This window comes from Hoylesella buccalis ATCC 35310 (assembly GCF_000177075.1).
GTDB lineage: Bacteria > Bacteroidota > Bacteroidia > Bacteroidales > Bacteroidaceae > Prevotella > Prevotella buccalis.
The window spans coordinates 1-13,702 of record NZ_ADEG01000046.1 but is presented as its reverse complement, the minus strand read 5'-3'; the positions used below and the strand labels follow the sequence as shown (position 1 = coordinate 13,702).

Annotated in this window: 12 protein-coding genes and 1 tRNA gene; 10 read left to right on the top strand and 3 right to left on the bottom strand. The window is 47.7% G+C overall.

Features of this window, described 5'->3' with window-relative positions; genetic code table 11:
* The first annotated feature begins 37 nt into the window (after nucleotides 1–37).
* Genes ftsA through HMPREF0650_RS05400 form a run of 3 tightly spaced genes read left to right on the top strand, consistent with a single transcriptional unit; the run spans nucleotide 38 to nucleotide 3,363 of the window.
* On the top strand, nucleotides 38–1,477 hold the full coding sequence (gene ftsA, locus HMPREF0650_RS05410; RefSeq protein WP_004348975.1) for a cell division protein FtsA: 1,440 nt from the start codon (nucleotides 38–40) through the stop codon (nucleotides 1,475–1,477).
* Between the two features lie 51 nt (nucleotides 1,478–1,528).
* On the top strand, nucleotides 1,529–2,860 hold the full coding sequence (gene ftsZ, locus HMPREF0650_RS05405) for a cell division protein FtsZ (protein ID WP_004348974.1): 1,332 nt from the start codon (nucleotides 1,529–1,531) through the stop codon (nucleotides 2,858–2,860).
* Nucleotides 2,861–2,913: 53 nt separating this feature from the next.
* Nucleotides 2,914–3,363, top strand: a complete 450-nt coding sequence (locus HMPREF0650_RS05400) for a GatB/YqeY domain-containing protein (RefSeq protein ID WP_004348972.1) — start codon at nucleotides 2,914–2,916, stop codon at nucleotides 3,361–3,363.
* A 242-nt stretch (nucleotides 3,364–3,605) separates the two neighbouring features.
* On the opposite strand, the gene recO is transcribed toward HMPREF0650_RS05400, so the two are convergent.
* Nucleotides 3,606–4,331 carry a DNA repair protein RecO gene (gene recO, locus HMPREF0650_RS05395; protein WP_004348970.1) on the bottom strand — a complete coding sequence of 242 codons (726 nt, stop codon included), beginning with the start codon at nucleotides 4,329–4,331 and terminating at the stop codon, nucleotides 3,606–3,608.
* Nucleotides 4,332–4,553: 222 nt separating this feature from the next.
* On the opposite strand from recO, the gene rpsT reads away from it, so the two are divergent.
* Both rpsT and gyrB read left to right on the top strand, forming a co-directional pair.
* Entirely contained in the window at nucleotides 4,554–4,808 is a 255-nt protein-coding gene (gene rpsT, locus HMPREF0650_RS05390) for a 30S ribosomal protein S20 (RefSeq protein WP_004348968.1), read from the top strand.
* Between the two features lie 336 nt (nucleotides 4,809–5,144).
* Nucleotides 5,145–7,118 carry a DNA topoisomerase (ATP-hydrolyzing) subunit B gene (gene gyrB / locus HMPREF0650_RS05385; RefSeq protein WP_004348967.1) on the top strand — a complete coding sequence of 658 codons (1,974 nt, stop codon included), beginning with the start codon at nucleotides 5,145–5,147 and terminating at the stop codon, nucleotides 7,116–7,118.
* A gap of 104 nt (nucleotides 7,119–7,222) precedes the next feature.
* Here the strand turns inward: gyrB and HMPREF0650_RS05380 are convergent, their stop codons facing one another.
* On the bottom strand, nucleotides 7,223–8,254 hold the full coding sequence (locus HMPREF0650_RS05380) for a C1 family peptidase (protein ID WP_040562564.1): 1,032 nt from the start codon (nucleotides 8,252–8,254) through the stop codon (nucleotides 7,223–7,225).
* Nucleotides 8,255–8,337: 83 nt separating this feature from the next.
* Between HMPREF0650_RS05380 and HMPREF0650_RS05375 the strand changes: the two genes are divergently transcribed.
* From HMPREF0650_RS05375 to HMPREF0650_RS05360, 4 genes are all read left to right on the top strand, one after another.
* Nucleotides 8,338–9,597 (top strand): peptidase U32 family protein, encoded by a 1,260-nt coding sequence (locus HMPREF0650_RS05375; protein ID WP_004348964.1) that lies wholly within the window; start codon nucleotides 8,338–8,340, stop codon nucleotides 9,595–9,597.
* Between the two features lie 418 nt (nucleotides 9,598–10,015).
* Nucleotides 10,016–10,438, top strand: coding sequence for a SufE family protein (locus tag HMPREF0650_RS05370; protein ID WP_004348963.1), 423 nt, complete (start codon nucleotides 10,016–10,018; stop codon nucleotides 10,436–10,438).
* Nucleotides 10,439–10,453: 15 nt separating this feature from the next.
* On the top strand, nucleotides 10,454–10,984 hold the full coding sequence (locus tag HMPREF0650_RS05365) for an RNA methyltransferase (protein ID WP_036874242.1): 531 nt from the start codon (nucleotides 10,454–10,456) through the stop codon (nucleotides 10,982–10,984).
* Between the two features lie 285 nt (nucleotides 10,985–11,269).
* A complete protein-coding gene (locus HMPREF0650_RS05360; RefSeq protein ID WP_004348961.1) occupies nucleotides 11,270–12,136 on the top strand; it encodes an OmpA/MotB family protein in 867 nt (288 codons plus the stop codon).
* 120 nt (nucleotides 12,137–12,256) lie between these two features.
* Here the strand turns inward: HMPREF0650_RS05360 and trpS are convergent, their stop codons facing one another.
* Nucleotides 12,257–13,243, bottom strand: a complete 987-nt coding sequence (trpS, locus tag HMPREF0650_RS05355; RefSeq protein WP_004348960.1) for a tryptophan--tRNA ligase — start codon at nucleotides 13,241–13,243, stop codon at nucleotides 12,257–12,259.
* 135 nt (nucleotides 13,244–13,378) lie between these two features.
* Here trpS and HMPREF0650_RS05350 point away from each other — a divergent pair.
* Nucleotides 13,379–13,453 (top strand) — tRNA-Val (locus HMPREF0650_RS05350).
* Nucleotides 13,454–13,702 lie beyond the last annotated feature (249 nt).

Sequence of the window (13,702 nt, the reverse complement as noted above, 5' to 3'; positions counted from 1 at the left end):
ACACGAACAAAAAGATTTGATAAAGATATAAAAACGTATGGCAAAGGAATTTATCGTAGCTATTGAACTGGGATCGTCAAAAATCACAGGTATTGCAGGAAAAAAGAATTCAGATGGAAGCATCTCCATTCTTGCTGTTGTCAAAGAAGATTCCACCTCGTGCATACGCAAAGGTGTAGTTTTCAACATTGACAAGACAGTATTGTGCTTGACCAACATCATCAAGAAGTTGGAAACTACGCTCAAAACCAACATAGCCCGAGTTTATGTTGGTGTCGGAGGACAGAGCATCCGCAGCGTCAAGAACGTCATCATCAAGGATTTGCCCGCTGAAACCGTCGTAACTCAGGACATGATTAACGAGCTGATGGACGCCAATCGCAGCATGACTTACGCTGAACAGGAGATATTGGACGCTGCCACGCAGGAATACAAGGTTGACGCGCTATACCAGTTAGACCCGGTTGGCATTCCTTGTTCAAGGTTGGAGGGTAATTTCCTCAACATACTTTGGCGCAAAACGTTCTACAAAAACCTCAACCAATGCCTCAACAAGGCTGGCGTGGAGATTGCCGAACTGTATTTAGCACCACTGGCTTTGGCCGACGCCGTACTGACAGAGACCGAAAAAAGAACTGGCTGTGCACTGATAGACCTGGGTGCTGACACCACAACCGTATTGGTATATTACAAAAATATCTTGCGTCATCTCGCCGTGATCCCATTGGGTAGCGAGAACATCACCAAGGACATCACCTCCTTGTTGATGGAAGACAGTCAGGCTGAGCAAATGAAATTGAAATACGCTTCTGCCTACACCGACAATAGTGACATTGATGACAACAAGAAATACCCTATCGACCAAGACAGAAAAGTTGAGAGCCGCAAGTTCATCGAGATTGTAGAATCGCGCCTACAAGAAATCATTGAGAACGTTTTTTATCAGATTCCAAACGAATATGCCGACAAACTCATTGGCGGAATCATCCTCACAGGCGGCGGTTCGAACATGCCCAACATTGAGAAGGCCTTTACCAACCAAGCCCCAACGGAGAAGATTCGCATAGCCAAGTTTGTGAACCAGAATATCAATTCCAACCTCCCAGAGATTACAGCTCATACCGGAACTATGAACACCATCCTGGGTTTGCTCGCCAAAGGCGACATCAATTGCGCTGGCGAAGAGATTACTGCCGACTTATTCCAAAGCAACGAACCCAAGCACACCACGCCGACGCCCGCTCCAGCCAAAGGTCCTCGATCGTATACGGAGACGTCCGGAACGGGCATCGTACAGACCGAAGAAGAAAAAGAATTGCTGCGTAAGAAAAAAGAGGAGCAGGAAGAAGCTGAGCGAAAGGCGCAGGAAGAGGAGGAACGCCGCATAGCGAAAGAGAAAAGAGAGAACTCTCCCGTCAACAAAATATGGAAAAGCATTAAAAACTTTGCCAGCAAAATAACCGAAGAGGAAGAATAAGCAGCAGCCCTATCACGACATCCCAAGAACGAACCATTAAGAATTACAATTATGTCAGACAATACCCACACCCCTAACATTCTCGATTTCGGAGAACCAGACAAAGCAAGCAGCATTATCAAGGTAATCGGTGTTGGCGGTGGCGGTGGCAATGCCGTCAACCACATGTATCGCGAAGGCATTCACGATGTAACCTTCGTGCTCTGCAACACCGACAATCAGGCGCTCAACGACAGTCCGGTACCCTTCCACTTGCAGCTCGGCAAAGAAGGACTGGGAGCCGGCAACAAGCCCGAAAAAGCTCGCCTGGCCGCCGAAGAGAGCCTCGAAGATATCAAAAACATGCTCAACGATGGTACCCGCATGGCATTTATCACGGCCGGTATGGGCGGTGGTACGGGTACAGGAGCTGCTCCGGTCATTGCCCGCGTGTCCAAGGAATTGGGCATTTTGACCGTTGGCATCGTCACCATTCCTTTCCGATTCGAGGGCGATAAGAAGATTAATCAAGCCCTGGACGGCGTGGAAGAGATGGCCAAGCATGTGGATGCCCTGCTGGTTATCAACAACGAACGGCTGCGCGAGATATACCCTGACCTCACCGTGCTCGACGCTTTCGGCAAAGCCGATGACACCTTGAGCATTGCAGCCAAGAGTATTGCGGAGATTATCACCAACCACGGACTGATTAACCTCGACTTCAACGATGTGAAAACGGTGCTGAAAGACGGCGGCGTGGCCATCATGAGCACGGGCTTTGGCGAGGGCGAGGGCCGCGTGAAGGCTGCCATCGAGGACGCATTGAACTCTCCGCTGTTGAACGATAACGACATCTTCAACTCCAAAAAGATACTGCTCAGCATCAACTTCTGCAACGAAAAGAACGACAACAGCGGTCTGATGATGGAGGAAATGAACGATGTGAACGACTTCATGGGACGCTTTGACAGCGACTTTGAAATCAAATGGGGCATCGCCATCGACCCAGACCTCGGCAAGAAGGTAAAAGTCACCATCCTGGCCACAGGTTTTGGCATCAGCGATGTAGAGGGAATGGACAGCCACATCGGCAAACGTCACTCGCAAGAAGAAGCCATGCGCCTGGCCGAAGAGGAAGAGCGAAAGATACAACTCATCAACCGCAAGGAGCAATATTACAAGGATGGGAAAAACTCTAAGTACAAACGTCACCCGCACGTCTATCTCTTTAGCAACGAAGACCTCGACAACGAGGACGTTATCCTGGCCGTAGAGAGCTTCCCCACCTACAAACGTACGCGCCAAATGTTGGACGACATACGCAAACAGGCATCGGGTGAACCCAAGGAACCCGAACAAAAAGAGAACAATGAACCCATACAGGGACTCATCAGTTTTGAATAAAACAATATACACCGACGACAGCTCGTCAACAAATACAATAAAACATCAAACAAATGGCATTATTTGAAAAGGTTAACGAAGACATCAAAACCGCAATGAAAGAGCGCGACAAGGTAGCACTTGAGACGCTGCGTAACATCAAAAAAGTTTTCCTCGAGGCTAAAACGGCACCGGGAGCCAACGATACATTGGAGGATGCAGACGCTTTGAAGATTATTCAGAAGCTGGCCAAGCAAGGCAAAGAATCGGCACAGACGTACATAGACGCAGGCCGACAGGATCTTGCTGACGCCGAATTGGCACAGGTTTCTGTCATTGAGCGCTATCTGCCCGAACAACTGTCGGAAGCCGAAATAGAGAAAATCGTCAAGACCATCATCGAGCAAACGGGCGCCGCAAGCATGAAGGATATGGGGAAAGTCATGGGAATGGCCAACAAGCAATTGGCTGGCAAGGCCGATGGCAAAACCATTTCAGGCATCGTTAAAAAGCTGCTCGCCTAATTCTTAAACTCAATTTCGCCATCCGAGAAACTAACGGCAAGAACCCTTTGAAACACTATGTATCAAAGGGTTCTTGCCGCTTTCTATTTCCTTGAAAATCAATTCATTAATACTCGCCCTACAATTGCATTGAGTTTGGGCTGCAAAGTCATGCACTTTGCACGCCAAAAGCATATAGATTGATGCCCAAAGTCAATGACTTTTCAAGGCCAGGCCACAAAGGCCCGAGAAACAACCAATGGCTACCGGAACAAATCTTGCAAAACCGAGAGTGATTTCAGCTCGGGGAACGAAGGGATGTGCAAGCGATAGTAGCGCAATATCAGGTTGGCGCAACGATTGCGCTCCTCACGGGAAAAGCGGAAAAGGTGCATCGTTTCGTAGTTCATTCGCATCAGCTGACCAATCTTCGCCGCCTCATCTGGAGGAATAAAGTCGGGATGTAAGGGAACGAGGGAACAGAACACCCCGTTGCGAAGGTCGAAGAAATCGCCCGCATGCCAGTTCTCAAGATTTGGATAAAACCCAATGAAGCGCGTCAGATGCATCATGAACACCAGATGAAAATTGGCGAAAGCCCCCTCCGCCGAATCCAACCAACGAATGCTGTTCTCCACATATTGATACAACGCCCCCACCTCATGCTCGCCACGCACGCTGAAATACAAGAATTCTGACAAGAACAAGGAGATGGACAACTTATAAGAATTGAAAGGAATGGTAGAGAACGGATAGGCCAGTCGCATCTCCTTGATGCGCTGCAACTGCTTGTTGGGACGCTCATCAAACTCGATGTCCAAGATGGTGAGCGGCTGAAAATAGGGCTTCCCTACCCTGCCGCCCTTGCCCGTGCGCATCCGCTGAATAAACGAGACGTTCCCCATCGCCTGAGTGAACAAATCTGTAATCAGCTGAGAATCGCCATATTTGATGGTGCGTAGTACGATAGCTTGCGTTTTTACTAACATCTGAACGTGGGTTTGAATGGCAAAAATACTGATTTTCATACATTCAATGAAAAATTACAGCATAAAATTTGGTTGGTAAGGAAAAATGTCATAACTTTGCACCCGCTAATCAAATGGCACGGTCCCTTCGTCTATCGGTTAGGACGTGAGATTTTCATTCTCAAAAGAGCAGTTCGACTCTGCTAGGGACTACACAAAAGAAATAAAAGAAGTAAATAGAAGATGGCAAATCACAAATCATCACTTAAAAGAATCCGTCAGGACAAAGTTAAGACTTTGCACAATAAATATTATGCAAAGACCATGCGCAATGCTGTACGCAAGTTGCGTGCAATGACCGACAAGGATGAAGCTGTCAAGCTGTATCCTGAAGTACAGAAGATGGTAGACAAGCTGGCCAAGACCAATGGCATCCACAAAAACAAGGCTGCCAACTTGAAGTCAAGCCTCTGCAAGCACATCAGCAAACTCGCATAAGTCCATCTGACGACCCCACATACAAAGGTTACATTTCGAAAGAAGTGTAACCTTTTGAGGTTTCACCCACCTCAATCTCTTCCTCCGTTAACACAACACAGCGTCTTTCCCAATCTTTAAGCAGGCGAATCATCACAGGTTCGTCGCTGACCAACACTGGCTACGAGGTGGGCAAGAACCACAAAATACCAGAAAACAGAAATACTTTATTCGCATCTTTAAACCACATAAAAAAGGCAGACGCACGCTACCCTTTTACGCATTTTTAGCAACAAAACATTTCCTCATTTGGCTGTAATTTCGTATCTTTGCATATCATAATATACAAAACGACAAATGGCAGAAAATCAGAATACCGAAAACAATTATTCGGCCAGTAACATCCAAGTATTGGAAGGACTTGAGGCTGTTCGCAAACGCCCTGCAATGTACATCGGTGACATCAGTGAGAAGGGTCTCCATCACCTGATTAACGAGACCGTGGACAACTCTATTGACGAAGCGATGGCAGGTTATTGCACCGACATTGAAGTGACCATCAACGATGACGAATCAATAACTGTACAAGACAACGGTCGAGGCATTCCCGTTGACCAGCACGAAAAACTGCACAAGTCGGCCCTGGAAGTGGTCATGACGGTACTGCATGCCGGCGGAAAGTTCGACAAAGGCTCGTACAAAGTCAGCGGTGGTCTGCACGGAGTAGGTGTAAGTTGCGTTAACGCACTATCCTCTCACATGACATCTCAGGTGTTCCGTGACGGCAAAATTTACCAACAGGAATACGAAAGGGGCAAAGCCCTCTACCCCGTGAAAGTCATTGGAGAGACCAACCTGCGTGGAACGCGTCAGCAGTTCTGGCCAGACGGATCTATTTTCACCACCACTCACTTCCAATGGGACATCATTGCGAGGCGCATGCGAGAGCTGGCTTTCCTGAATGCAGGCATTCGCATCACCCTTACTGACCTGCGTCCCAATGAGGAGGGCAAGACACGAACGGAGGTTTTCCATGCCAAAGACGGTCTCAAAGAGTTCGTCCGCTACGTTGATCGGCACAGAACGCACCTCTTCGATGATGTCATCTACCTGAAAACAGAGAAGCAAGGCATCCCCATTGAGGTGGCTATCATGTACAATACCGACTATTCTGAGAACATACACTCGTACGTTAACAACATCAACACAATAGAGGGTGGCACGCACCTCACAGGTTTTCGCGCCGCACTGACACGCACGTTGAAGACGTATGCAGACAACGACCCCGTTATTTCAAAGCAAATTGAAAAGGCAAAGATAGAGATTGCCGGTGAAGACTTCCGCGAAGGACTTACCGCCGTGATATCTATTAAGGTGGCAGAGCCACAGTTTGAGGGACAAACCAAGACCAAATTGGGCAACAGTGAGGTATCTGGTGCCGTGCAACAAGCTGTTGGCGAAGCACTTACCAACTACTTGGAAGAGCATCCTACCGAGGCAAAACAAATCTGTGAGAAGGTGGTTTTGGCAGCTACGGCACGTATTGCGGCACGAAAGGCGCGCGAGAGCGTTCAGCGTAAGAACGTCATGAGCGGCGGAGGACTGCCAGGCAAACTGGCCGACTGCTCCAACAAAGACCCGAAAGATTGTGAGATATTCCTGGTGGAGGGTGACTCCGCAGGTGGATCGGCTAAGCAAGGACGCGACCGATACACGCAAGCCATATTGCCATTGCGTGGTAAAATCTTGAACGTAGAAAAGGTTCAATGGCATAGAGTGTTCGAGGCCGAGTCGGTGATGAACATCATTCAGAGCATCGGCGTGCGCTTTGGCGTAGACGGAGAGGACGACCGAGAGGCCAATATCGACAAGCTGCGCTACGACAAGATTATCATCATGACCGATGCCGACGTCGATGGTTCGCACATCGACACACTCATCATGACGCTGTTCTATCGCTTCATGCCCAAAATCATCGAAGAAGGGCACCTCTACATCGCCACCCCACCGCTTTATAAGTGCACGTACAAGAACAAGGCAAGTGAATATTGCTACACTGAACAGCAACGACAGGCCTTCATAGACAAGTACGCCCAGGGCGAGGAAGATAGCAAGAGCATTCACACGCAGCGATACAAAGGTCTTGGTGAGATGAACCCTGAACAATTATGGGAAACCACCATGGATCCAAAGACCCGTCTGTTGAAGCAGGTAACCATCGAGAATGCAGCCGATGCAGACGAGATATTCTCCATGCTCATGGGTGATGACGTGGAGCCACGTCGTGAATTTATTGAACAAAATGCAACCTATGCGAACATTGATGCATAGGCGCTAAATAAGTAAAAGCTAAGGGGCATGCAATCGATTTGTATGCCCCTTTTTTTGTTTTCTAATGTGTCGTGTGGGCCAACCCTTGTTGTTAGGAAGGTTTATCACACCCCATAGGCCGCTTGACTCATGTAAACAGCCACCGTTTTCAAACGCAGATAATTGTCGCTGAGATACATATATCCGCCAAAAGGATTGTTCTTACCCCACGAATTTTTAGCAATATAGTAGGTATTTCCTCGCTTATCGTGCGCCAATCCCACCAATACCATACAATGGTCGTCAGTAGTTTTCAGTGTTTCAAACTGCCTTTGACGCGCTGCTGGCGTAACGTTTACGGCCTCATTGGGCAACTTGGCCACGCCCTTTGCAAACGAAAATCCCGGCTCGCTGATATCTCCTTCCCAGCAAACAGGATGCCCCGTCTGCAAAGCCCGCTTGACATGTGCCATCAAAGTGTCCAGGGATACATTCATAAAGGCATCGCGGTACCGATTATCTGGTATCTCCAAAGCAAACGAATGACCGTAGGGATGGTGCGTAAAGCTGGTTAATGAGAGATATTCATGAGGTAAACAAACGCTGTGAGCAAACTGTTTTGGCGTATATTCGGCATGCCTGAAAAAGACAAACCGCGGCATGAAACCTACTTCAGCGTCCAATATTTCATCCACACGCCCATCCATTTTCTGCAAACTTGCTGACCGCGAGGCCGCCAACTGCATCTTTCTTGCCAACACATTGTAATTCACTTGCTTCCCATTATATGTGTCCTCATGCAACATACCATACCTTTCCAGCAAACGAAGAGCCATCGAAGCCGTCCCACGAAGCGACACCTGCTTTCTACCTCCCGCAAAGAAAGACTCACGAGCCTGTTCCTTCAGCAACATTCGAGCGAGATAATCAACCGACAAGTTGACCGAATCGCCCATCATTAGTCGTTCCGATTCGATGGTTCCCAGCATGGCATACGCCCAACAAAGCGAACTGCTTCCCTGATTCTTCACTGGGGTGGCCTTCAACATCACATCCGTTTTGAACTGATGATGCAGTAACTCGTTCGACTTATTCGCATTTCTGCAAGCCGAAACTACAACCAACGTGCTACACACAAACAAGAGTATCTTTCTCATCTCTGTGCAAAGATAATACAAAAACCGAACAAATCGCACAGCTTTACTTTGCAGTTATTACAAATAAGCGTAACTTTGCAAGTATGAAGCATCAATTATCAGACTTTGAAATCATGGCACCCGTGGGGTCCAGAGAGAGCCTTGCAGCCGCCATTCAGGCCGGAGCAGGAGCGATATACTTCGGCATCGGCCAGCTTAACATGCGCTCACACTCAGCCAATCATTTTACAATTGACGACCTGCACGACATCGCCGACACTTGCAAGGCACATGGCATCAAAACCTATCTCACAGTGAACACGGTGATTTACGGCGAGGACATCCCAACCATGCGCAAGATAATCGATGCGGCAAAGGATGCCCAGATATCGGCAGTGATTGCCAGTGACGTGGCCGTGATGACCTATTGCGTGGAGAAAGGGGTGGAGGTGCACCTATCCACCCAACTCAACATCTCCAACATCGAGGCCCTGAAGTTCTACGCTCGCTTTGCCGACGTGGTGGTATTGGCGCGTGAACTGAACCTAAAACAGGTGAAAGAGATTCACCAACAGATTGTCGAACAACACATCTGCGGCCCCCGTGGCGAGCTCATCCGCATCGAGATGTTCTGTCATGGCGCGTTTTGCATGGCAATCAGCGGCAAGTGTTACATGAGTCTTCATGATGCCAACCGCTCGGCCAACCGTGGTGAATGCGTGCAAATCTGCCGCCGTTCGTACACCGTTACCGACAACGAGACGGGCAACCAACTTGAGATTGATAACAAATACATCATGAGTCCGAAGGATTTGAAGACCGTTCGCTTCATTAACCTCATGATGGATGCGGGCGTTCGGGTGTTCAAAATCGAAGGCAGGGCTCGCGGGCCAGAGTATGTGTACAATGTGGTGACGTGCTACAAAGAAGCCATTCAGTCGGTTATCGACGGCACTTTCACCGAAGAAAAGAAAGATACTTGGGACAAACGCCTGTCCGCCGTCTTCAACAGAGGATTCTGGGACGGCTATTACCAAGGTCAGAAGCTGGGCGAATGGACCAAAGAATATGGCAACAAGGCTACCGAGAAAAAGGTCTTGGTGGGCAAGGTGGTGAAGTATTTTTCTAACCTTGGCGTCGCAGAGTTAGCCATCGAAGCCGCTGAGATAGAGCTTGGTGAGCATCTACTCATCACGGGTCCCACCACGGGCGTGATGTATTTCGACGCCAACGAGATACGCTATGAGCTGAAACCGGTACAGAAGGCCGAGAAAGGATGGCGCATCTCCATTGCCGTTCCTGACAAAGTTCGCCCCAACGACAAGCTATTCAAGATAGTTAGTGCGGTGAAACGGGATGCGTGAAAATGGCGGCCTCTCCCCCAACCCCTCCCCGAAAGGGAGGGGAGTAATTAGCTTGTTCGCTGCAGGATATTGTTCAAACCCCAAAAAATCAACGTGAACAAATCATAAAGTTCAAAGCTCAAAGCTCAATGTTCAAAGTAAACAAGCTATAAAGTTCAATGTTCAATGTTCAATGTTCAAAGTAAACTGACTATAAAGTTCAATGTTCAAAGTTCAATGTTCAAAGTAAACAAACTATAAAGTTCAAATCTCAAAGCTCAATGTTCAAAGTAAACAAATCATAAAGTTCAATGTTCAAAGTTCAACGTTCAAAGTAAACAAGCTATAAAGTTTAATGTTCAAAGTTCAATGTTCAACGTGAACAAACCAAAAAGTTCAATGTTCAAAGTTCAATGTTCAAAGTAAAATCCCTCTTTTTATGACCATCAACGAATTGCAAGACGAAGTAATAGAAGATTTTTCAACGCTGTCCGACTGGATGGACAAGTACCAAATGCTCATCGACTTGGGCAACGAATTAGATCCATTAGACGAACGGTACAAAACCCAATCGAACCTCATTGACGGCTGTCAGAGTCGCGTTTGGCTGCAATGTGACGAGCAAGAAGGCAAGTTGTACTTCACGGCCGACAGTGATGCGCTCATCGTCAAGGGCATCATAGCGCTGCTCATTCGCGTGGTCAGCGGTCATACGCCCCAGGAAATCATGGATGCAGAACTCTATTTCATCGACCGCATCGGCCTTCATGAGCATCTATCCCCCACACGAGCCAATGGCTTACTGGCGATGGTAAAGCAGATGAAGATGTATGCGTTGGCCTTCCAAGCCAAACAACCTTAACCTATTGCTGGGAAATTGAGAAAATTAAAGACCATAGAAATGCAGCGGTTGTCGGTCAAGGACTTCAAAGCGGCCGACAAACTACCGCTGGTCGTCGTGCTGGACGACGTGCGTTCCTTATATAATGTGGGGTCAGTATTCCGCTCGTGCGATGCCTTTCGGGTTGAAGCGGTGTACCTCTGCGGCATCACGGCCACCCCTCCACATCCCGAGATACACAAGACTGCCTTGGGTGGAGAGGATAGTGTGGACTGGCGGTACTTCGCATCGGCCACCCAAGCGGTAGAAGATTTGAGGGAAAGGGGATACTGTGTTTACGCCATCGAACAGGTGGTAGGCTCCACTAAGCTGCAACATTTGTCCGTTGACCGCAGTCAACGTTACGCCGTAGTGTTTGGCAATGAGGTGAAAGGCGTGCACCAAGACACCGTTGACGCATGCGACGGATGCCTGGAAATACCGCAGTTTGGCACCAAACATTCGCTCAATGTTTCCGTCACCGCAGGCATCGTGGTATGGGAGTTCGCCCAAAAACTGCTGTTGTAATCATACGACACTCATCAAAGTTGATGACAGAAGAAAGTCAAGTTGAATACAGCAAACTGTAAAATAAACACAGCAATCGGCATTCGTCTAACGTGTTAACGCTCAATAAATAACGGCTTAAGCGGTTAAAATATTTTAATTTCGGTTTACTTCTCATTGCCTTTGCCGTCATTATATGTATATTTGGCACAAGAACCGTGTACCCAAACAGGCTTAAAATGACGTTCATCCAAGAGCCTGACACGCACGAAAAGAAGATTTTAAACTGAATAAAACAATAAAATCATGAAGAAGAAAAATGCTGTTATATTGCCCTTGTTGGCCGCAACATTACTTGTTACAGGCTGTGCCAGCAAGAAAGATTTAGAGAATTGCCAAACGGAGAACCGCGAGTTGACGAACAACTACATGACAGCCAAAGAACAACTGGCTGCCGCACAGGCTCGTCTTACCTCGCTGGAGGAACAACTTGCACAGCAAAAGAAAAACTATGCTGACTTACATAAGTCACTGGACAAGAGCTTGTTGAACACCAGCTCCAACAACATCAACATCTCCAAGTTGGTTGATCAGATTAATGAGTCAAACCAATACATCCGTCATTTGGTAGAGGTAAAGTCTAAGTCAGACTCGCTGAACATGGTGCTCACCAACAACCTCACCCGCTCTTTGAGTCGTGAGGAGTTGAAAGAGGTTGACGTTCAGGTGCTCAAGGGCGTGGTATACATCAGCTTGGCCGACAACATGCTGTACAAGAGCGGATCTTACGAGATTAATGACCGTGCTGCAGAGACGCTGAGCAAGATTGCCAAAATCATCATGGACTACAAGGATTACGATGTCTTGGTAGAGGGTAACACGGACAACGTGCCGGTAAACCAAAACAGTCCGCTGATGAAAAACATCCGCAACAACTGGGATTTGTCAACCCTTCGCGCATCGAGCGTGGTGCAGTTCTTGCAAAGCCACTATGGTGTTGATCCTAAGCGAATGACTGCCGGCGGCCGTGGTGAGTACAATCCGCTGACAAGCAACAACACGGAATTGGGCAAACAGCGCAATCGCCGTACGCAAATCATCATCACACCGAAGCTCGACCAGTTCATGGATCTGATTGACAAGGCACCCGAGAATGAGGGCATGGCGAAGTAACGCAATGATTTTCTGCCGATGCCGCAGGTCTCGGCAGGTAAAAATATAACTGAAAGCGGGGGCGTTCCAAATGTTGGAACGCCCCCACTTTCGGTGTTCATGCAGCCTTTGTCAGACCTGTTATGACCTGAATCCGATGATTCTACGCACCTCTTTCAAGGTAACGCTGGCACTCTCGCGCGCCCGGTCGGCACCCTCTTTGGCAATCTTGTCCAACAACTCCTTATTCGAAATGTATTCGTTAATCTGCTCTCTAATGGGAGCTACTGTCGCACAGATGTCCGCTGCAATCTGCTTTTTCAGGTCTCCGTAGCGAATGCTGCAATCGTTCCACTTCTCATCAAAATAGTCGTATGTGTCTTGTGTCGAGCAAATTCGCAAGAACGTGAACAAGTTTTCTATTACCTCCGGTTTCTCACTGTTGGCCTTCTCGGGGCCACCGTCCGTAACGGCCTTCATCACTTTCTTCGAGATGGTCTTGTCATCATCGTGCAGATAGATGCAGTTTCCGGTGCTCTTCCCCATCTTTCCACTTCCATCCAGGCCAGGTACCTTCAAAGCCTGCGAGTTGAAATAGAAGTTTTGCGGTTCAGGAAAGAAGTCAACGCCATAAATTCTGTTGAAGCGCGAGGCGCACTTTCGCGCCATTTCCATGTTTTGTTCCTGATCTTTACCTACCGGAACCTTCTTAGCCCGATGCTGCAAAATGTCGGCGGCCATGAGCGTTGGGTATGTAAAGAGCCCTGCGTTGACGTTGTCTGGCTGCTGACGGGCCTTTTCCTTAAACGTGGTGACGCGCCCCAGTTCACCGATATAAGCGTTCATGTTGAGGTAAAGATACAATTCCAGCGTTTCTTTCACGTCACTCTGAACATAGATGGGAGCCTTTTGGGGATCGATGCCACAGGCAAGATATTCAGCCAAAATAATGCGTGCGCTGTCTTGTATGTCTTCTGGTTTGGGTCGAGTGGTCAATGAATGCCAGTCTGCAATGAAAAACATGCAATCATACTTGTCCTGCATCTCTATGAAGCTCTTCACTGCACCGAAATAATTTCCCAGGTGTAAATAACCTGTCGGGCGTATTCCACTAACTACTTTTTCCATTATTTATTCCTTTTTTTAATTGATTATCATCTGCAAAGGTACATCAAATTGAACTCAACGCAAAAAAATATAATCAAAAGTTTGGAGGTTATCAGAAAAAGGCATATCTTTGCACCCGCTTACTTCAAGTAGCAAGGGCGTTTAGCTCAGCTGGTTTAGAGCATCTGCCTTACAAGCAGAGGGTCGGCGGTTCGAATCCGTCAACGCCCACTGGGGTGTTTCCCTGTAATCCTTCGGGATTGCAGGGATATTTTTTTTATCATTATGTTTGCACCGCCTCGCCCATCAAAATTTTATCAATCAGTAAATCAAAGAGTTATAACTCCTTTCTAATAGCATTGAGTTTGGCGGTCAAAAGCAATGAGTTTGGCGGTCAATAGCAATGAGTTTGCTGGCCAAAAGCTATGACTTTGTTTTTCATCCGCATATCAATCATTTGTTTCAACAACGAATTGAACC

What these genes read in the sequence shown, in the direction of transcription:
- ftsA (WP_004348975.1), top strand. Translation starts at nt 38, where the DNA reads ATGGCAAAGGAATTTATCGTAGCTATTGAACTGGGATCGTCAAAAATC.
- rpsT (WP_004348968.1), top strand. Translation starts at nt 4,554, where the DNA reads ATGGCAAATCACAAATCATCACTTAAAAGAATCCGTCAGGACAAAGTT.
- HMPREF0650_RS05360 (WP_004348961.1), top strand. Translation starts at nt 11,270, where the DNA reads ATGAAGAAGAAAAATGCTGTTATATTGCCCTTGTTGGCCGCAACATTA.
- HMPREF0650_RS05370 (WP_004348963.1), top strand. Translation starts at nt 10,016, where the DNA reads ATGACCATCAACGAATTGCAAGACGAAGTAATAGAAGATTTTTCAACG.
- ftsZ (WP_004348974.1), top strand. Translation starts at nt 1,529, where the DNA reads ATGTCAGACAATACCCACACCCCTAACATTCTCGATTTCGGAGAACCA.
- gyrB (WP_004348967.1), top strand. Translation starts at nt 5,145, where the DNA reads ATGGCAGAAAATCAGAATACCGAAAACAATTATTCGGCCAGTAACATC.
- trpS (WP_004348960.1), bottom strand. Translation starts at nt 13,243, where the DNA reads ATGGAAAAAGTAGTTAGTGGAATACGCCCGACAGGTTATTTACACCTG.
- HMPREF0650_RS05375 (WP_004348964.1), top strand. Translation starts at nt 8,338, where the DNA reads ATGAAGCATCAATTATCAGACTTTGAAATCATGGCACCCGTGGGGTCC.
- HMPREF0650_RS05380 (WP_040562564.1), bottom strand. Translation starts at nt 8,254, where the DNA reads ATGAGAAAGATACTCTTGTTTGTGTGTAGCACGTTGGTTGTAGTTTCG.
- HMPREF0650_RS05400 (WP_004348972.1), top strand. Translation starts at nt 2,914, where the DNA reads ATGGCATTATTTGAAAAGGTTAACGAAGACATCAAAACCGCAATGAAA.
- recO (WP_004348970.1), bottom strand. Translation starts at nt 4,331, where the DNA reads ATGTTAGTAAAAACGCAAGCTATCGTACTACGCACCATCAAATATGGC.